We start from the raw sequence: 18134 nt of genomic DNA, 5'->3' as shown, positions 1-18134 counted from the left end.
CCGCCCACGCCCGCCTCGGCGCCGCCCAGGCGCTGCTCTAGCTCCCGCCACCGCCCCGCTACGGCGCCGAGGATGGCCGTCACCAGCTCGCGCCCGTCATCGGCGGCTTCGCGTCGCTACCGCCCGCCTCGGTGCCGCCCTGGCGCCGCTCCCATCCTCGGCGGCGGGAGCTCGCCACGGAGCACCTTGCCACGGCCGCGAGCGCCATCGCGGCGGCGTCAAGCTCCGCGGCGGCCGCGGGGGGCGCCCGCCGATACTCCGCCACCTGCTGGTCCGCCCGATCGATCCACGAAAGATCGCTCATCTCCGCTTCTCCTCGTCGACTAGCGTGTTCTCCTCGTCGACTAGCGTGCGATCGAGCTCCTCAAGGCGCTCGAGCTCCGCGCGGAGCGCAGCACGAGCGCGATCACGCATCTTGTAAGCCGTCGACAGCGGGATTCCCATCGACTCTGCAATCTCTCTCATGGGTCTTTCGTCCAAGTCCCGGGCCACCAGGATCCCCGCCGCTTCGGGGTCGGCGCGAAGGAGCGTCTCCAGTTGTAGAGCGTCAGTAAAAATGACCCCCGCGCGACAGTAAAACTGACCCCCCTCCCTCGCGCCAGAGCGGAGGAAACGGCATGGAAATCAGGGACTTGGACGTGGCACCTCTCGGTTCGGAGGTGCAAGAGATGATCGAGCCGGACGTTATCCGGCAGATTCGCGAGCTTACGGCCCGAGGGTGGGGCTCCAAACGGATCGCCGCGGAGCTCGGCGTGGCTCGCAATACGGTCCGCCGTTATTTGCGCGGTGGAGCTGCCGCCGAGGTGCAGGTGCGCCCTCGTGGTCGCTGCTTGGACGAGGATGGCCGCGCTGAGGCCAAGCAGCTGTTCACCGGCTTGGCGGAGGGCAACGCCGTGGTCGTCGCAGGCGAGCTTGTCAGCCGTGGCATCACGGTGAGCCCGAGGACCGTGCAGCGCGTCGTTGCCGATCTTCGCCGTGGGCAGAGGGCTGCCGACGTGGCCAGCGTGCGGTTCGAGACCGACCCTGGCTATCAGATGCAGATCGACTTCGGTCAGAAGCAGGTCCGCATCGCCGGCACGTTCGTGCGGGTGCACCTGCTGGTCGCCGTATTGAGTCACTCACGGAGGCTCTTCGTCAAGGCTTTTCTGAGCGAGCGACAGGATGACTGGCGCGAAGGCATCGCAGAAGCCTTCCGGCACTTCGGCGGCGTGCCTCGCACCATGCTCGGGGACAATGCGCGCTCGCTGGTCCTCGGCCGCGAGCGCGAGACAGGCACCGTGACGTTCCACCCGGCTTACCTCGCCTTCTGCCGCGACTGGGACGTCACCCCGCGCGCCTGCGGGCCCTACAGGGCGCGCACCAAGGGCAAGACGGAGTCAGGCGTCAAGTACGTCAAGCGCAACGGGCTGGCGGGGCGCGAGTTCGACTCCTTCGCCGCGCTCGAAGCCCACCTGGTCCGGTGGATGGCCGAGGCCGACCAGCGCATCCACGGCACGACGCACGAGGCGCCGCTTGTTCGCTTCGAGCGCGATGAGCGGCACGCGCTCCGGCCGTTGCCGTCACGGCCCCTGCCGGTCCGAGAGCAGCGGCTTCGCCGACGCGTGGCCAACGACGCCCTCGTCGACGTCGACACGGTCCGCTACAGCGTCCCGCACCAGCTGGTGCGCGACACCGTGGAGGTCGTCGTCGGCGAGCGCGAGGTCCGCATCTACCGGGGAACGGAGCTGGTGGCGCGGCATGAGCGCTCGTTCGAGCCTCACGCTCGCGTCACCGACCCCAGTCACTTCGACGGGCTGTGGCGCAGGCCCGCCGCGCCGACGCCGCCAGAGGCGCCCCTGAGCGCTCTGGAGGCCATGGGCCGAAGCCTGTCGGACTACGCAGCCGTCATCGAGGGGGTGGCCTCGTGAGCCGCGAGCTGGTGCATGCGCGCGTGGTCGAGAGCCTGAGCCGGCTCAGGATGCGCTCCATCGCCGAGCGGCTCGACGCCCTACTGTCGGAGGCGGCCAGGACCGAGCCGACCTACCTCGATTTCCTGGACAAGATGCTCTGCGAGGAGATCGGGTCCAAGCAGCGCAAGCGGGTGGCGATGGGGATCCAGATCGCGCACTTCCCCGCGATCAAGACCCTCGAGGACTTCGACTTCAAGTTCCAGCCCTCGATCGACCAGAAGCTCGTCCGCGAGCTCGCCACCGGGCGCTTCATCGCCGAGGCCGAGAACGTGCTGGTGTTCGGCCCGCCCGGGGTGGGCAAGACGCATCTGGCCATCGCGCTGGGGCGGGCCGCGGTCGAGGCGGGGCACTCGGTGCTCTTCACGAGCGCGACCGCGCTGCTGGCGGCGCTGTCGAAGGCGGAAGCCGAGGGACAGCTCGCGGAGAAGCTGCTGCTCTACACGAAGCCGAAGTTGCTGGTGGTCGATGAGCTGGGCTACCTGCCCTTCGAGCGGCAGAGCGCCCATCTGTTCTTCCAGCTCGTGGCCAGGAGATACGAGAAGAGCAGCACCATGATCACGATCAACCAAGCCCAGTACAGCGAGAGTCACAGAGGATTCGAACCCCACTCAGCCGATCGTCGCCGCTGAGGCATTGCTGGCGCTGGCACGCTGGCTGCACATGCGGTGCGACGGAGCCCCGCAAGAGCGGCGCGATCCAGGACGAACGGTGCCCCATGTCCGCGCAGAGGACCACGGCGGATCATCTGTGGACGGTACTGACGCCCGAGCGTCAGACACAACTCGTAAGCGTTCTGAGTCTGATGATAAGCCGCCACCTGGCGGCGCGCGAGGAGGCGGCCGATGAAGACGTCGGCGGCGCCGAACGTGCGAATCGAGGAGCGCCCGACGAAGATCGGAGGTCGCCACCTTGAACGCCTCGCGGTCGTGTACATCCGGCAGTCCTCACTGCATCAGGTCCAGCACCACCAGGAGTCGACCCGCCTACAATACAGCCTCGAAACCATGGCGCGCGAGCTCGGCTGGGAATCGGGGCGCATCCTGGTGCTCGACGAGGATCTCGGGACCTCTGGGGCGTCGGCGGCAGGGCGGCAGGACTTCCAGCGGCTCTTGGCCGAGGTCGCGCTCGACCACGTTGGAATCATCTTGGGTGTGGAGATGTCTCGGCTCGCGCGCTCGAACAAGGACTGGCACCAATTGCTCGAGCTGTGCGCTCGCTTCGGCACCCTGATTGCCGACCTGGACGGACTCTATGACCCGTCGCTCTACAACGATCGCCTGCTCCTGGGGCTGAAGGGGACGATGTCCGAAGCGGAGCTACACATCCTGCGGCAGCGGCTGCTCCAGGGCAAGCGGCAGAAGGCGCGCCGTGGAGAACTGAGCAAGCCGGTGCCATCGGGCTACCTCCTGCAGGCATCCGGCGAGGTCGTCCTCGATCCGGATGAGTCGGTCCAGGCGGTCGTGCGCTTCGTCTTCGAGCAATTTGACCGCCTCGGGACCGCGCACGGAGTGCTCCGTTCCCTGGTCGAGCAGGGACTTCAGATAGGCGTGCGCCGTCGCTCTGGAGGCGACCGCGGAGCTCTCGAGTGGCACCGTCCCCACCGCGGTATGGTCATCAACATGCTCCGCAATCCCATCTACGCAGGTGCGTATGTGTACGGACGGCGACAGACGGATCCACGGCGACAACAACCCGGGCGCCCGGCCACGGGGCGCACACCGCTGGTCGAGCCGGAGGACTGGCAAGCCTGCGTCCGCGATCGCTTTCCCGCCTACATCACATGGGAGCAATTTGAGCGTAACCAGGCTCGCTTGAAGGCCAACCGAAAGTCAAACAGCACGGGTGCGGTACGCAGCGGGAGTGCCTTGCTTCAAGGGCTCATCAGGTGCGGTCGCTGCAACCTGGGCATGTTCGTCCGGTACGCTAAATACAAGGGCCGAATCTATCCGCATTACGTCTGCGGTCAGGAGGCGGCCCACCATGGCAGCCGTCTCTGCATCAATATCTCGGGTAGCTGCATCGATCAGGCTGTTACGGCATTGGCGATCGCGGCGCTGGCTCCGGCCGCATTGGAGATTAGCCTTCGGGTCCGCGCCGATCTCGAGCAGCAGCGCGCCCAGCAGGAGGCTCTCTGGCAGCAGCGACTCGAACGGGCACGCTACGAGGCGGAGCGCGCCGCGCGCCAGTTCAAGAGCGTCGAGCCCGAGAATCGACTCGTCGCCCGCACTCTCGAGCGCGCCTGGGAGGACGCTCTCCGCGCGGAGCGCGACCTGCGCGAGTCGTACGAGCGGCACTCGAAGCAGATGCCGCAGGCCCTGACGCCCGACGACGTCGCTGCCATCCGCGCCTTGGCGACCGACCTGCCGGCGCTCTGGAACGCGCCCACCACGACGCCCGCGGATCGCAGGACGGTGTTGCGGCTCCTCATCGACCATGTCGATATCTCGGCCAACCGCGAGAGCTCGTGGACGGATCTCGTGGTGCATTGGGCCGGTGGCCGTCTGACGCACCAACGCCTCCGCCGCCCCGTCCACAAGCTTGTCCAGACGGGCGACAAGGACGCGCTCATGGCTACGATCCACGACTTGCGCCGCAAAGGCTTCACCGCAGGGCGCATCGCCGAGCAACTCAATGCTGACGGCTGGATCACCCCGACGCAGCACAACCACTTCAACGAGCGCCTCGTGCGGATGCTGCTGCATCGTTACGGTAACGTGCCTCGCGGCCCCAAGCCGCCCCCCAGGGACGCAGAGAACGCTTGGTGGCTTGCAGATCTGGCTCGCGAGCTGAAGATGCCCGTCGTGACGATGTACGGGTGGGTCAACCGCGGGCTGGTGCAAACGCGCTGGATCGACGGCCAGCGGGCGGTGATCGCCGATAAGGCCGAGCTGCGGCGGCTGCGCCAACTCCGCCGCAAGAACCTCATGCACCAGGCGAGGAAGCCCTCGAAGAAAACGTGACAGGAGATGCATCATGCGTGGTCGATCACGACAAACCAGGTGGTGACGCAGTGGGGCACGGTGTTCGGGGACGACGTCCTCGCCGCCGCCATCCTCGACCGTCTGCTCCACCACAGCCACACCCTGATGATCTCGGGAGACAGCTACAGGCTGAAGCAGAAAAAGAAGGCGGGGCTGCTCGGCGGGAACGCCGCGCCGGCCAGGTGATCCAGAGGCGCAGGGAGGGGGTCAGTTTTAGTGTCGTCAGGGGGTCAAAAGTTACTGTCGCTTGACACCAGTAGACGGAGCCAGCTCTGCTCCGCGATCAGCTCCGCCTCGGCGTTCCGCCGAGGGTCAGGCGTCTCAAGATCGAGCGGCTCGTCCATCAGGATCTCAACAGACCGGAAGTGCTGTCTAAAGTACCTAGACACGCTGCGCGCGACAATGCGGTATAGCCAGCGGGAGAAGAGCTTCCGGCGCCTCTCTGATGCTGCTGCGCTGCTTTCTTGTCCTGGTCGGTTGAAGTCAGGATCGAATCGGGGCCAGGCAGCGGTCGCCGTCTCCAGCGCGCGCTGCATAACGTCGGCTTGGTCGTTCCGTGGCACGCCCATGCCTGCGATCCACGCCGCCACGACGGCGAGTCCCCGCTCGCCCGCCGTGCTCCGGAGCGCGTCGAGCTGAGCGGGCAGCATAGCTGGATCGCCGGACGTGGACATTCGGGAAATCGCCAGAATCACCGCCGTGAACGCGAGCAACAGTGTTGCCGAGCCGTATCCGGCGATCATGGCATCGCTCTTTCTGATCCTTGGGTCGCGTGAGCAGATGGATTACCGTAGCTCCGTGTCGTCAGAGGGCGCGCCGGCGGCCGGCGTGCGGTCGTTCCGTGTGGGTTCGATCCGAATTCGGACCGTCGCCTCCGGATCTCGCCGCTGGCCCCTAGTCGCGAGGCGCTCCACCCAGCGCCGGCTTGATAGCGGCGCCGAGTTTCAGGTGCCCCGAGCGAGACTCGCGCTATGCATGTTCATGGCTGCCTACGCCTGGCAGCGTCGTGTTCAACGCAGAGCGCTCGATGTCCTCCCAATCGGCTCCTCGCGCAGGGCTAGATCCAGCCTCGTCGTGCTGTACCGGAAAGCTCGTCAGTTCGGCCGCGCGACACGCAAACTCAGCGCCCGACATTGTACGAACGGGGAGCGGCGACCGAAGCCGCGGCTGAGGAGGCGGCGGGAGCTGGACCCGTGGGCTCTTGGCAGCCAGATCAGGACAAGGCAGCACGGGCGGGGGAACATCAGTCGCGCGAGGAGGAATCGCGGTCGGACTCGTCGACGTCGGGCTTGACGTTGAGGACGCCGCCGCGCGCGCCGAGCTCTCGCGCCTGGTGATCGGCTCACCGAGCGGGATCATCACCGTATCCTCCGCGTCCGCCCGGTAGTCATCGTGCAGACGCCACAGACGTTCCCAGTACCGCGCAGGCGTGCCTGTGAAGACCTCCAGCTGCCGCGCGAGGCCGGGCGTCATCGGGTGGTCGCTGTTCAGCAGCCGCTCGAGGTCCCGTCGTTGTAGCCCGCTGCTCTCGGCCAGCTTGTGCTTCCACGAGGGTATCGTCGCGCAGAACGATTCGAGAACTCTGCCTGGCCATGGGACTGGGCGCGCGCGAACTTCTGTCATCGCGGCGATCAGGGCGTCCACATGGCAGTCGAGCAGGCGCCGGTGATGCTCCAGCTCCCGTTCTGCCTTCTCTTTCGCTTCGATGAGAGCCAGCTCCTCGTCCTCATGCGCTTGCTCTCGTGCCTCGCGGAGCCCGCGCTCGCGGCCCAGCGCTTCGCGCGCCGTCACCGCGAACCCGATCGCAACACAGGCCATCATCGCGAGAACGATCGGCGAGATGAGCCACATCGCACCCAGCACTTCCTCCATGTGTTCCTCCTCCTGGACGTGCGCCTTCTCGCCCAACGCGAGACGGATCTCGGCCTTCTGCTGTCGACGACAGCATCGGAGCTACCGCCTGTTAACCGTCAGTGAACAGACGACGGTTCAGCGAATCTGCCTGAGTAGCGCTTCGCGCTCCGCAGCGAACGGCCCGCGCGGAAACTCCCGCGCGTGGGCCTCGAGCAGCCGGCGCGCCTCGAGGTAACCGAGGGCGGTATGGGCCTCGATTGCCCTCCGGGCCTGGTTGACCAGGCTCCTCTCCCGCTCGCCGACGGGGGAGCGCACGGCGATCCCCGGCGACGCGGCATGACGAGCTGCCATCACCGAGGAAGCGGGCGTGCTATTCACTGCGACCCCAGCGCCCGGGTTGCCAGCTCTCGCCGACCACGAGACCGCGTGCGCGGGGATGGCGGCGCCATCTGCGACCGCGGGCGCCTTGACGTCCTCTGCCGCGGGCGCGGTCTCAGGCGCGTCGACCGCCGTCCGTCGCAGCCACGATGCCAGGCCAGGCACAGGCGCCACGCCGGAGACGAGAGCGCCCGCCAGAACGACGACCGCCCCCTGCACGACGACTCTCACCCCCAGACGGCGCAGGGTGGCCACCCACGACGCGCGATCGCGAAACCCGAAGGCGAGCGGTGCCACCACGCAGGCGTCGTCGTCCCAGCCGTGGGAATGCTGCTGCGCATCCCACCGTCGCTTCTGCGCGTCCAGCTCCTCGCGCGCCCGCCGGTGCTGGGTCTTCACCGTCTGGACGCTGAGCCCGAGCTCGGCCGCGATCTCGACCAGCGGCGTCTCCTCCAACTCGTGCCTGATGAGGATGTCCCGGTACTTGGGGTCAACCTGAGCGATCAGGCGCCGCGTGAGCTCTGCCCGCTGCCGCAGGCGGAGCAGGTCTTCCGGCGTCGGATCCGCTCCTCTGAGCTCGCGCTCGTCGAAGGACGTCAGAACCTCGCCGCGGCGGCCCGCGTCGCGCACATGGTTGCGCGCCTGGTTGAGGGCAATCGTGACGCGGTAGGGCGCCGAGTCCCTGCCTGGCTCGATCCGCTGAGCCGCTTCCAAGCCGCGCAGCAGCGCCTCCTGAGCGACGTCCTCCGCGTCTCGTGCCGGAACACCGCGACGGATCGCCAGGCGCCGGAAGAGGTCGAAGCCGATGGACGTGAGCGCGCGCTTGGCCACGGCGGGTAGCACACCTGAGCCGCCCTGAAGGGTTCAGGAAAATGAAGGGACGGCCAACTTTGGTCGGATAATGTGTGCCATTGTGGCAGAGTTGTGCGCCCCTCCTCCAGTTCCGTCGTGGTGGAACGAACCAGCACATTCCGGGATTGCTCTGTTTTTTTCTCATCCATGGGGCATTTGACGGAAATCCCTGAGGGTTGACGCCGCGAGGCTGGCGTCAGTACCGTCGCCCGTATGCGGTGCGCTCCACATTCACTGTCGATCTGTTTGATGCTGGGCGCTGTTACCGGCGTTGTGAGCCCGGCCAGCGCTCAGAGCATCGCTGGGACGCCGCGACGGAGCGACGGTTCGACAGTGAAAGACCTTGTACGCGCTGGGCAAAGGGCTCGTGCAGCGGGAAGGTGGACCGAGGCATATGACGCCTACAGGGCAGCCTTGGCGGCTGCAGAGCCAGCGTCGACCACAGAGCGAGAGCGCGCGGAGATCACCGGGGAGCTCGGGCTCTGCGCGCTTGTGTTGCGCAAATACCGCGAGGCAGCCGAGCACCTGGCCTGGAGCCTTGAGCAGCGCGAGGCGCTTCCTGTAGCCCTCCAACTGCGTTTCGAGGAAGGACTGCGGAAGGCAACGACGCACGTTGCGACGCTGCTGCTCGCGGTCGAGCCGCCGGACGCCGAGGTGCTCGTCGATGGCAACCCGGTAGGCAGGACCGCGCGGACCCACAAGCTGTTCTTCGAGTCCGGGCAACACATGGTGCGGGCCCGCGCGCCGGGACGCGAGGACTCTCTCCAGGTGTTCACAGCCATGCCGGGAAAGGAGCACGAGATGCTGATGCAGCTGCCGCGCTCCTCAGGTAGCAGTACCAAGGAGGTGGCTGCGGCAGCACCGAAGGAGGCCCCCAAGGCGCTGAGCTCTACGCTGGCTGTTCCGACGCAGGCCCCCAGCCCGTGGGCTTCGTGGCCGGGGGCGCTGCGCATCGCGGGAATCGCCGTCGCAACAGCTACCGTGTCGGTGGGCAGCCTCCTCATGATCCGGGCCAGCAGGCTTAACGGCGATCTGAGCGAGCGGCGTTACGGGCTCAACCGCGAGCCGACAACGAACTCGTCCATGTGCTGGCAGGCGCCGCAACACTCGGCGTGTGCTGAACTGCTCCGGCTGCGGGACGAGCGCAATCAGTCCGGAGTCGCAGGCACGGCCCTGGTCATCGTGGGGGGCGTTATCGGGGCGGCAACCGCCGCGTCCTTCTTCACGGATTTCTCCTTCCTGGGACGCACGCCGGCTCGGGAACGGATCCACGTCTCGCCCGTGGCGACCGGGCAAGGGGTTGGCGTGAGGATCGAGGGGCTGTGGTGAGGACACCGGGAGCCTTGGAGATGCTTTCGCAGGGAGGCCGAAGCACCGGGACGTCCGTCTTGGCTCTCGCGCTCTGCGCCTGGAGCGCCAGCACACTGACGGCGTGCACGTACGCCGATGTTTGCTGGGAGGTGTATGCGTGCGCCCCCGATCCGGAACCGCCGCCCGGACCGTGCGAGGGGCAGCCCGGAACCGCGCCGGCGCTCGACCAGTGCGGGGTGTTCGTCAGCGAGCGAGGCGACGACAATAGCCCCGGCACGAAGGGCGCGCCGGTGAGGACCTTGCAACACGCCGTCGGGCTCGCCGCGAGCGGGCGAGGCAACGGCGAGGCGCCGACCCGGCGCGTGTACGCTTGCGGCGGGGCGTTCGAGGAGGCGATCACGTTGCCCGCGGGCGTCGACCTCTGGGGCGCCCGTCTCTGCAACGGCGGCGAGTGGTCGTATGGGGGGTCGTTTGGAGGGCCCGATGAGTTGACCACCATCGCGCCGCCGGCAGGAATCCCGCTGCGCGTCCTCGCGGCAGAGGAGGACGCCACGGACGCCACGTCCATGATCTTCGGCGTGCGTGTTGTGGCGGCCCATGCCTCCGCGAGGGATGGCAAGTCGTCGGTTGCGGTGATCTTGAGCCCCGGTGCCAGGGCAATCGTGCGATCGAGCAAGGTCCAGGCCGAAAGCGGCAAGGACGGTGAAGCGGGAGAGGATGCGCCCGTGGATCGTGCGAGTGACGGAGCTCCGGGCAACGACGGCGCGGACGCCTGCACGGCGGATGTCGTGAAGGGGGCCCGACCGGCCGTGACCGTTTGTGGCGATGGCACCGAGTCGACGGGCGGATATGGTGGTGATGGCAGGATGGATGTGGGCGGCGATGGCACTGCAGGACAGCCAGCGCCCGCGGAGAATCCGGAAGGCAAAGGCTTTGGAGGGGCCGGCGCGGCGAGTGAGAGATGTAAGCCGGGCGAAGACGGAGCAAAGGGCGACGACGGCGGTCGTGCTGCCGGCGCGGCTGGCGTGGGTTACCTCGATGTCGACGGCTGGATCGGCGTTCGGGGCGAGGACGGAAAGAAGGGGGGCATCGGCCAGGGCGGAGGCGGCGGCGGCGGCAGCAAATCGCGCGGTCCCATGGTGGCTTGTCGCGCAGGTGAGCCCCAGGGCGGCGCGGCCGGTGGCTCCGGGGGCGGCGGCGGCTGCGGTGGCCTGGGAGGCAAGGGGGGCGGCTACGGCGGCGCGAGCATCGGGATCGTTGCCCTGCAGGGGAGCGTTCTGACCATCGAGGACAGCGAGGTCCTCGCGGGCAATGGTGGCCGCGGTGGCGTCGGCGGAACGGGCCAATTAGGCGGCGTCGGGCGATCCGGCGCCGCCGGCGGGGAGGGTTATGCTGGAACCGACATGTGGCACGCGTGCATGGGCGGCAACGGAGGCGACGGCGGTCGCGGGGGCGATGCCGGTGGCGGCCTCGGCGGCCACTCGCTCGGGATTGCGTCGGTAGCCGCCACCGTAACCCTTACCCTGGATGCGATCGTCACCCACCGAAGCGGCGGAGAGGGTGGACTCGCGGGCAATGCAACCTCAGAGAACGACGAGGGCAACGGAGCTCAGGGGGTGGCCCGATTCTGGTATCGGTTCGACGCACCCGAGCCGGAAGTGCCGCAATGAACCGCCCGGTGCTGGTGCCTCGCGACAGGAGACGCCCATGAGAAAGACGACCGTTGCAGCCCTCTCCCTCATGTTATCACCGTCGGCGATCGGCTGCGGAACCGCCCCCGGCGCGGGCGGTGCTGGGGGATCGCCCTGCGATGGCGCCTCGTGCCAAGGCGATGAGCCGTCGGAATCGGTCTGCCGTGATCATCTCGCCTCCGGTATTCTCGACGATGGTTGCGGCGTGTTTGTCGCCGGGTTCTACGGGGGCGGCGATGACAGGAACCCCGGAACGAAGGCGAAGCCCGTATTTACCGTTCAGCGCGCCGTCGACCTGGCGCGCGCCGGGCGAGGGCGCGTCTTCGTCTGCAACGACAACTTCAGCGAGAGCGTGCGCTTGCCTTCTGGCGTCGATCTCCTGGGAGGCTTCAACTGTCGGCACTGGGGCCGTGACGAAATCAGGAAGGTGTCCACACTGGACAGCGCAGGCACGCACTACGCCGGTCCGCTGGTGTTCGTCGAGCCGGCGAGCCCGAGCGATACGGGGGCCGTGGACGGCGTATCGACGATTGCCGACATGTTCCTGGACGGGAATGGGCCGATCTCGATGCTCATCGAGTCGAGCACGGCGGTCGAGATCATCCGGAGCGAGATTCTGGCCGACTACGGACCGAGTGGGCCCGATGGTGAGGAGTGGCCCTGGCCGAACCGAGCAGCGACCGGCCCCGACGGGCTGTACGGCGGGGACGCGTGCTCCGCCGCCAACGTCGCCGGGGGTGCGGCGGTGGTGAACCCCTGTGACGGCGGCGCGCCGAGCACTGGCGGCAAGGGAGGGGATGGGCAGCCCGACGGTGCCGAGGATGGCGACACCGGCACCCCGGCCCCGACGCCGAACCCCACGAACTCAGGGCGTGGCGGTCATGCAGACCGGGAAAACGTCGGTTGCCACAGCGGGTCTCCCGGGAGCTCTGGAGCCTTGGGCACCGTAGGGTCGGGCGGCGAGGGCATTGGGCGTATCAGCGAGACAGGGTGGGAGGGCGACACGGCAGGCGAGGGCGGCAGGGGCATGCCCGGTCAAGGTGGCGGCGGAGGCGGGGGCCGTCGCGGCGGGCTCGCCGTGTGCGGCGTGGCCTCGAAGGGGGGCGCCGGCGGCGGCTCCGGAGGCGCTGGCGGCTGCGGCGGACGAGGCGGCCGAGGGGGCGCGAACGGGCACCCGAGCATCGGGCTCATCGCGCTCCACGCGAAGCTCACGGTGCGCGACAGCGTGATCACAGCGCGCGGCGGGGGACCGGGTGGCGACGGGGGCCCGCCTGAGCGAGGTGGACCAGGCGGTCGAGGAGCGCCAGGGGGCGCCGTCGGGGACGGCACCTGGTCGTGTGGCGGGGGTGAGGGCGGCTTCGGCGGCGAGGGGGGGTTCGGTGGCCCGGGGCGCGGCGGCGACTCGATCGGCATCGCCTACCTCGACGAGGACCAGCTCACGCTGGAGGGGGTCACCTTCGAGATCGGACTGCCGGGCAAGGGCGGCATCAGCTGGAACCATGACGGCAGTACGACGTCGGGAGCAGACGGTATCGCCGTCGAGACACTTCGCTTCCCTGAATAGGAGCAGCGCGCATCAGGCGATGCATTGTAGTGATCTGAATTTGCGGTGAGCGGAACACGGCGATGGCGTTGTGCTCGTGACTGGCGCTGGACGTCGAAGCCCGACGTTACGCGCTTCTCTGGAGTAAAACACCCGATGCTTCAGCGATGCTCTGGGCGATCGTAGGCAGGGCTTCGACGCGTTCGGCCGCGATACGAACCCATAAGCCCTGGCCTTCCAGCTGATTCAGCACGAGAACGGTACCAGACCTCTCCCCGCAAAACGTAATCTTGTCGGAGAACCATTCCGGTGCGAATCCGAGTCGAATCGCTGCCGCACGCGCCGAGTTGAACACAGGTGCGCGATCCGAGGTGGCGTAGAACGCAGAGTGGGCAAGCTGGTTGGGGCGATATTGCATATATATTTGCTGATGGAGCAGCTTCTCAAATGATTCGGACCAAAGGCGAAGCTTCTCTCCGTCTGCGCCGTCAAAAACGTGCCCCTGGGCCTCGTGTTCGAGGTACAGCTGCTGCACGGCAACGCCGCCCACGCCAATTACAACACAATCGCTAGGGACTTCATCTTCGCCTGTGGCAACGTTCTCCTCGTAGAAAGCGATGACCTCAGCAATGTCGGTGCATATCTCCGTGCTGCTGAGTGCACCGCCATCGCCGTGGCCCATGAGCGAGAGGTACTCCTTGTAGTCCTGAGGTAACACGTGCCCGGCTAGATCCTGGAGACGCTCGATTTCTTCCGTTCCGGCGCCGCGAATGCGCGATGGGAATGTGGGATCGAAGGTGCTCGCGTAGGTGACCAATTTGTCCAAGATGTCAATCTCCGGGTGAGCTCATTGCTTACTGTTTCGCTTGGTTGTCCTGCAGATCTGAGAGGACGAGCGGCGGCATGATTCCTTCGGGTGGCGGAGGGGAGGGTGCTGGCCCATTCACGATGAGGTCTTCGTTGTGTGCACAGCTGTAGCATGGGTTCATGTCGAGGCTACCAGGCTCTACCGGGTATCGGTTATTGGCAGGATCGCCCCACCACCGCACGGTCATCCCTTCGGGATTTCGCTGTAATGCCGGACTCAGCTTTGGCTCGGCGCACTCAGCCCCGCCAGGGAACCACCGTCCGTCAGGGTACCTGGCAGGCTGGAGGGGCACGTCGGCAGGGCCTGCATACTGATAATCGGGCGGCAGATTGGGCCTAATTCGGGAGTAGATTTTCTGTGTCTGGGCTTCCGTTCCCGATACAGCCACAGTCACGTTGCCGTCTCGATCCACCACTACGCCAACCGCCTTGCGCTTGCCTACGCCCGCCTGCTCCATGGCGCTGAACACCGTGTCCATCGCCGCATCGCTCCTCTCCGACGGCCCCGGATAGCCACGCCGAGGCGGCGCTGGCTGTTGGCTCAGGCGCGAGCCTAGCAGGCCGCCGATCATGCCGCCGGCGACGCTCCCGATGGTCCCGCCGATCACCTCGCCGATACGCGCGCCGAGCTCGCCGCCGTAGTGCCGGCCGACCTCACCACCGGCCCAGCCGAGCCCCGCGCCGCCTGCAACCGAGCCGCCGAACCCTGCGAGCGCACCGCCCCAGCCGACCGCGGCGGCGGCGCCACCGGTGGCGACGATCGCGCCACCCCACATCACGACGGTGAGCGTTGTCTTCACCCACGGTGGCACTTCGTCCGCCACCGCCATGCCCGGCGCCAGGGCCGTGTCGCCGCCGATGATCACCGTCGCGATCCCCTCGCGCAGGATCGCGCCGCACTCGATCTTCTCGGTGCTGCGCGCCAGCGGCTTGCCGTTGACGAACGTCGTCGCGCTGCCCTGCGCGACGCGCACCACGCCGTGGTCGGCGCACGTGACGATGTCGAGCCCGGCTCGCACAGCGCTGCGGCGCTCACTGCCGAAGAACGTATCGGGCGAGCCCGTGGCCACCGTCCCCTTGACGTCGCCAGGAATGAGCTCGCCGATGTACGCGCCCGCGAGCCCACCGCCCGCGCCCGCCGCCGCAATGCCCGCCCCGATGAACACCGCGGCCACGCCGCCGGTGCCGACGACGGCCACGACCGTCGCAGCCAGCGCCACGCCTGCTACGGCGCCGGTCAACAGACCTGACCACGCGCTGCTATGTGCGATCGAATCGCCGAGCCGAGCCGCTTCGAGCGCCGTCATCGCGAGCCTCGCCGTCAGCTCCGCTCAGCCTTCGGCCGCGCGCGCTCAGCGTTTCTCGCCCCGCTCGAACGCCATGGCGTCGGCCTTGACCCCCGGCGCGCCGCTGTGCTCCGCGTCCGCGCCGACACCGCCCGCGCCGGCCTTGCCCACCGCGAACGTTACGCCCTCCGCCGGCGGCGCCGCGCCCACGTGCGCGATGCCGATCGCGTGCCCACCCAGTCCACCGCCTCCGGTGCCGCCATGCCCGCCGGTGCCGCCGGGGCCTCCGGCGCAGCCTTGCCGAAGCGCTGTGGCGCCTTCCGGCACGCCGCCACCGGGGCCGCCTGCGCCTGGCACGCCGCCGTCCTGGCCAGGACCACCTGCGCCTCCATCGCCGCCGTGACCCGTGGCGATCGTCACGTCCTGAAACAGGAGCGTCGCGTCGAGACTCACCAGCGCGATGCTCGATCCGCCCGCGCCGCCGCCCCTTCCGCTGGCGCCTCCGCAGCCGCCCGCGCCGCCGGAGCCGCCGCTGGCGCCTCCCGCCGAGCCGGCCGTGCACTGGCCCGCAGCGACGCCGCCCTTGGCGCCGCCGCCACCGCCGCCGCCCTGCGCGGTGGCGCCGGGCGCGCCGTCGCTGCCCGCGACGCCCATGTAGCCGCTGCTTGCGATCACACCCAAACCGCGCGCGCCCGCGCCGGGCTCGCCGTCAGCGCCGTTGTCACCCGCAACGCCGGGCGTGCACTCCGCAGTGACCTCGCCTGCGCCGCCGTTCATCGCGCTACCCGGGCTACCAGGGCTTCCCGCGCCGCCGGTACTCTGCAACCCCACGCCGCCCACACCGCCGAAGGAGTCGTCGCTAGGATCGTCCGGCGTACCGCAGTCGTTCACCGTGACATCGCCGCCGAAGATCATGTTCGCCGAGCACGCCGCGTTCCCCGCGCTCCCATCGCCCCCTCGCTGCGCCGGCTCCGCGTGCGCGGCGCCGTCTTCCCCCGGCGCCGCATCGCCCGCCTCGAGCGTGCAGCGCACCAGCTCCACCGCCACCGCCTCCGCTACCGCGGCGATCGACGACAGCCCGCGCTTCTCCGGATCGTTCGCGTCGATCGCCTTCGCCACGATCGCCGCATCCTCGATCCGCGCCACGCCCTCGCCGCCCCGCATCACCAGCGGGATCACGCCCTCGATCGCCGTCAGCGTCGTCCTCGCGCTGTCGCTCGCTCCCGCGTAGGCCCAGCCGCCCGCGCAGTCGAGCCCGCCGTAGAGCGTCACGCCCGCCGGCATCTCCACCGCCGCCTCGACCTCGAACGTCTCGGCGCACGCATACACCCGTCCCGTCCCGTTCTCTCGTGCCCGAGCGATCGCCGCCCCCAGTGTCCCGAGCGGCGCCGCCTTCGTCCCCTCCGCGCCGTCGTCGCCGGCCGCCGCCACGAACACCCCGCACCCGTCGTCGACCGGCGCTCCGCTCTCGCTCGGCACGCACCTCGACGGCATGCCGCCGCCCTCGGTCGCACCCGACGCCTCCGGCGGACAGGTCTGCGACCGCTCGCACGGCGAGCTGCACCCCCCCGCCAGGCTGCTCCCTAGCGCCGCCATCCCGAGCGCCGCGCTCGCCACCGCGACCTGCCAGCCCCTCGCCCTCGGCCTGCCTCGCATCGGCTTCCTCACCGCCTCCAACGCTTCACCCTGCCGCCGTTCCCACACGTCAGAAGCGCCCCGCCACGCCGACCCCTCCGCCTCCGGGCGCAAACCACGGAGCCGCCGTCACCTGCGCCTTGCCCTGGCTGTCTCCCGCGGACCTCGACCACAGCACGTACCCCGCGGTCGCAGCGATCGCCGCGCCCCCCACCACGTACCCGACCACCGCCGCGCTCGTGAACGCATCCAGCTCGTCCACCGCGTCGCCAAGCCTCGCGCATGCCGCGCTCCGGCTCTGGTAACAAGCCGACCGGTTGCCGTCTCCGACGCGCAGCGGCCCGTCGATCTCCGTTCCCTTCGCGTTCGCCGCGAGCGTGAACCCCACGCCCACGCCGAGGCCCACCACCCCGAGCGCTCCGCCGATCACCATCGGCACCACCGGCAGCCGCGCACCGCCCGCCGGCCGCTCTGGCGCCGCGCTCGCCGGTGGCTCCGGCGCTGCGCTGTCCTGTGGCTCCGCGCGTGGTGGCGTCATCGACGCGCCCAGGTTCCCGTCCGCGAGCTCCACCTCGACCGCCGCCGCGCCGCCCTTGTCAACGCGCACCTGGCGCGCCCCGAACCGGTTGCCTCGCCGCGCCGACACCGTGTGCATCCCGGGCTCCACGAACACCGGAGCCGGCAGGGGCGCGACCCCCACCACCTCGCCGTCGACCAGGATCTCGGCGCCGTTCTCCAGGGTCGCGATCGATAGCTCGCCCACCTGCGCGCGCGCCGCCGCGTACAGCGCCTCGGCCGCCTTCATCTCGGCCGGCGGCGGCGGCGGTTGCTCCTTCGGCGCCTCGCGCAGGTAGTAGGCGAGGTGCTCGGCCGCTTCGCGGAAGCGCCCGAGCTTCATCTCGGCCTCGGCGAGGTTGCCCGCGATCTGCAGGCGCTTCTGCAGCGCCCACGCCGCGAGGTACGCCACGCGCGCCCGCTCGTAGTCGCCGCGCGCGTAGTGCGCGTTCCCCTCCTTGTGCAGCTCGCGCACCTTCTCGGTCATCGCCTCGTCCTGCGCGCCTCCCGGCGCCGCCAGCGCGATCGCCGGCGCAGCCGTGACGAGCGCGCTTGCGATCGCGATCGGTGCGATGGTCTTTCGAAGCATCGTTCAGTACCTCGGCGGTCCCGCGAAGGGCCCCGGCATCGATGTCGCTGGCGCTGCCGCGGTCGTCTGTGGCGGCGGCATCCTCTGCCCTGGATCGCCGGGTGCCGCAACGGCGTTCGCACCACGCGCCGGCGTGCGGCGCGCGGCCGCTGGCGTAGCGCCGCCGCTCGGCGAGGGCGCAGCGGACGGCAGCGCAGACAGCGCCGGCGCCGCGGTCGCGCGCGTCGCGGCGCTGCTCTCGGCTGGCGCGCCGGAAGCTCCTGCCATGGGAGACGGCGCCGACGCGCTCGACGTTAGAAGCGGCGCAGCGGATGCCGGCGCGCTCGGCGGTAGAAGCGGCGCAGCGGATGCCGGCGCGCTCGACGGCAGGAGCGGCGCCCCGGGCGTCGACGTGGCGCTGGCCCCGACGGCGCCGGACGGCGCGTCGCGCGGCACGAACAGCCAGTAGATGAGCAGCGCGGGCGCGCTCACCGCGACGGCGGCGCCGGCGATCCACCCGAGGAGCCGCCATCGACTGGGCCGATTGGGCGCCTTCCGGCGCATTTCCGGGCCTGCCTCGCGGCGCGTGAGCGCCGCGCGCGCGGCGGGACCGAGCCGATCCGCAGCGTTTGGCGCCGCCTTCACGCGCGAAAGCGCCCGCCGC

16 protein-coding genes and 1 pseudogene are annotated in these 18134 nt (G+C 69.3%); 8 read left to right on the top strand and 9 right to left on the bottom strand.

The window, feature by feature from the left end:
- Positions 1 to 79 precede the first annotated feature (79 nt).
- A complete protein-coding gene (locus NQZ70_RS37635) occupies positions 80 to 304 on the bottom strand; it encodes a hypothetical protein (protein WP_129578529.1) in 225 nt (74 codons plus the stop codon).
- Positions 301 to 492 (bottom strand): sigma factor-like helix-turn-helix DNA-binding protein, encoded by a 192-nt coding sequence (locus NQZ70_RS37630; protein ID WP_324293034.1) that lies wholly within the window; start codon positions 490 to 492, stop codon positions 301 to 303. Before NQZ70_RS37630 ends, NQZ70_RS37635 begins: the two co-directional genes overlap by 4 nt.
- Positions 493 to 668: 176 nt before the next feature.
- On the opposite strand from NQZ70_RS37630, the gene istA reads away from it, so the two are divergent.
- The 4 genes and pseudogenes from istA to NQZ70_RS37610 form a co-directional block, all read left to right on the top strand.
- The gene (gene istA, locus NQZ70_RS37625) at positions 669 to 1907 is read left to right on the top strand and encodes an IS21 family transposase (RefSeq protein ID WP_129581813.1); all 1239 of its coding nucleotides are present in this window, start codon (positions 669 to 671) and stop codon (positions 1905 to 1907) included.
- Positions 1904 to 2578 carry an IS21-like element helper ATPase IstB gene (gene istB, locus NQZ70_RS37620; RefSeq protein ID WP_269467624.1) on the top strand — a complete coding sequence of 225 codons (675 nt, stop codon included), beginning with the start codon at positions 1904 to 1906 and terminating at the stop codon, positions 2576 to 2578. The genes istA and istB overlap by 4 nt, the downstream gene beginning before the upstream one ends.
- Positions 2579 to 2791: 213 nt before the next feature.
- Complete coding sequence (locus NQZ70_RS37615) at positions 2792 to 4909, top strand: recombinase family protein (RefSeq protein WP_129574328.1); 2118 nt, start codon at positions 2792 to 2794, stop codon at positions 4907 to 4909.
- Between the two features lie 24 nt (positions 4910 to 4933).
- Positions 4934 to 5116 (top strand): annotated as a pseudogene (locus NQZ70_RS37610) (ATP-binding protein); the annotation flags it as partial.
- A 44-nt stretch (positions 5117 to 5160) separates the two neighbouring features.
- On the opposite strand, the gene NQZ70_RS37605 reads toward NQZ70_RS37610, so the two are convergent.
- The 3 genes from NQZ70_RS37605 to NQZ70_RS37595 form a co-directional block, all read right to left on the bottom strand.
- Positions 5161 to 5673, bottom strand: coding sequence for a sigma-70 family RNA polymerase sigma factor (locus NQZ70_RS37605; protein ID WP_129578528.1), 513 nt, complete (start codon positions 5671 to 5673; stop codon positions 5161 to 5163).
- A 226-nt stretch (positions 5674 to 5899) separates the two neighbouring features.
- A complete protein-coding gene (locus tag NQZ70_RS37600; RefSeq protein WP_129578527.1) occupies positions 5900 to 6802 on the bottom strand; it encodes a hypothetical protein in 903 nt (300 codons plus the stop codon).
- 117 nt (positions 6803 to 6919) lie between these two features.
- Complete coding sequence (locus NQZ70_RS37595; RefSeq protein WP_129578526.1) at positions 6920 to 7993, bottom strand: RNA polymerase sigma factor; 1074 nt, start codon at positions 7991 to 7993, stop codon at positions 6920 to 6922.
- Positions 7994 to 8428: 435 nt separating this feature from the next.
- Here NQZ70_RS37595 and NQZ70_RS37590 point away from each other — a divergent pair, with 435 nt between their 5' ends.
- Genes NQZ70_RS37590 through NQZ70_RS37580 form a run of 3 tightly spaced genes read left to right on the top strand, consistent with a single transcriptional unit; the run spans position 8429 to position 12580 of the window.
- The gene (locus NQZ70_RS37590; RefSeq protein ID WP_237244393.1) at positions 8429 to 9343 is read left to right on the top strand and encodes a hypothetical protein; all 915 of its coding nucleotides are present in this window, start codon (positions 8429 to 8431) and stop codon (positions 9341 to 9343) included.
- A gap of 20 nt (positions 9344 to 9363) precedes the next feature.
- Positions 9364 to 10995 carry a hypothetical protein gene (locus NQZ70_RS37585; RefSeq protein WP_129581811.1) on the top strand — a complete coding sequence of 544 codons (1632 nt, stop codon included), beginning with the start codon at positions 9364 to 9366 and terminating at the stop codon, positions 10993 to 10995.
- 37 nt (positions 10996 to 11032) lie between these two features.
- Positions 11033 to 12580: a hypothetical protein gene (locus NQZ70_RS37580; RefSeq protein WP_272826407.1), complete on the top strand. Its 1548-nt coding sequence runs from the start codon at positions 11033 to 11035 to the stop codon at positions 12578 to 12580.
- A 106-nt stretch (positions 12581 to 12686) separates the two neighbouring features.
- On the opposite strand, the gene NQZ70_RS37575 is transcribed toward NQZ70_RS37580, so the two are convergent.
- Genes NQZ70_RS37575 through NQZ70_RS37560 form a run of 4 tightly spaced genes read right to left on the bottom strand, consistent with a single transcriptional unit; the run spans position 12687 to position 17491 of the window.
- The gene (locus NQZ70_RS37575) at positions 12687 to 13385 is read right to left on the bottom strand and encodes an SMI1/KNR4 family protein (RefSeq protein WP_129578525.1); all 699 of its coding nucleotides are present in this window, start codon (positions 13383 to 13385) and stop codon (positions 12687 to 12689) included.
- Between the two features lie 28 nt (positions 13386 to 13413).
- On the bottom strand, positions 13414 to 14733 hold the full coding sequence (locus NQZ70_RS37570) for a PAAR domain-containing protein (RefSeq protein WP_129578524.1): 1320 nt from the start codon (positions 14731 to 14733) through the stop codon (positions 13414 to 13416).
- A gap of 45 nt (positions 14734 to 14778) precedes the next feature.
- Positions 14779 to 16368: a PGRS family protein gene (locus NQZ70_RS37565; RefSeq protein ID WP_165374368.1), complete on the bottom strand. Its 1590-nt coding sequence runs from the start codon at positions 16366 to 16368 to the stop codon at positions 14779 to 14781.
- A gap of 49 nt (positions 16369 to 16417) precedes the next feature.
- Positions 16418 to 17491: a hypothetical protein gene (locus NQZ70_RS37560; protein WP_129578522.1), complete on the bottom strand. Its 1074-nt coding sequence runs from the start codon at positions 17489 to 17491 to the stop codon at positions 16418 to 16420.
- Here NQZ70_RS37560 and NQZ70_RS37555 point away from each other — a divergent pair.
- Positions 17475 to 17939 carry a hypothetical protein gene (locus tag NQZ70_RS37555; protein ID WP_129578521.1) on the top strand — a complete coding sequence of 155 codons (465 nt, stop codon included), beginning with the start codon at positions 17475 to 17477 and terminating at the stop codon, positions 17937 to 17939. The two genes, NQZ70_RS37560 and NQZ70_RS37555, sit on opposite strands and share 17 nt — an antisense overlap.
- Positions 17940 to 18134 lie beyond the last annotated feature (195 nt).

It is taken from the genome of Sorangium sp. So ce836 (assembly GCF_028553905.1).
GTDB lineage: Bacteria > Myxococcota_A > Polyangia > Polyangiales > Polyangiaceae > Sorangium > Sorangium cellulosum_D.
The sequence above is the reverse complement of the archived record's forward strand: the minus strand, read 5'-3'. Positions and strand labels throughout refer to the sequence as shown.

Excerpts from the sequence above, each read along its gene's own strand:
- NQZ70_RS37580 (WP_272826407.1), top strand. The coding sequence starts at position 11,033 with ATGAGAAAGACGACCGTTGCAGCCCTCTCCCTCATGTTATCACCGTCG.
- istA (WP_129581813.1), top strand. The coding sequence starts at position 669 with ATGATCGAGCCGGACGTTATCCGGCAGATTCGCGAGCTTACGGCCCGA.
- NQZ70_RS37570 (WP_129578524.1), bottom strand. The coding sequence starts at position 14,733 with ATGACGGCGCTCGAAGCGGCTCGGCTCGGCGATTCGATCGCACATAGC.
- NQZ70_RS37635 (WP_129578529.1), bottom strand. The coding sequence starts at position 304 with ATGAGCGATCTTTCGTGGATCGATCGGGCGGACCAGCAGGTGGCGGAG.
- NQZ70_RS37615 (WP_129574328.1), top strand. The coding sequence starts at position 2,792 with ATGAAGACGTCGGCGGCGCCGAACGTGCGAATCGAGGAGCGCCCGACG.
- NQZ70_RS37585 (WP_129581811.1), top strand. The coding sequence starts at position 9,364 with ATGCTTTCGCAGGGAGGCCGAAGCACCGGGACGTCCGTCTTGGCTCTC.
- NQZ70_RS37565 (WP_165374368.1), bottom strand. The coding sequence starts at position 16,368 with ATGCGAGGCAGGCCGAGGGCGAGGGGCTGGCAGGTCGCGGTGGCGAGC.
- NQZ70_RS37560 (WP_129578522.1), bottom strand. The coding sequence starts at position 17,491 with ATGCTTCGAAAGACCATCGCACCGATCGCGATCGCAAGCGCGCTCGTC.
- NQZ70_RS37605 (WP_129578528.1), bottom strand. The coding sequence starts at position 5,673 with ATGATCGCCGGATACGGCTCGGCAACACTGTTGCTCGCGTTCACGGCG.
- NQZ70_RS37555 (WP_129578521.1), top strand. The coding sequence starts at position 17,475 with ATGGTCTTTCGAAGCATCGTTCAGTACCTCGGCGGTCCCGCGAAGGGC.
- NQZ70_RS37600 (WP_129578527.1), bottom strand. The coding sequence starts at position 6,802 with ATGGAGGAAGTGCTGGGTGCGATGTGGCTCATCTCGCCGATCGTTCTC.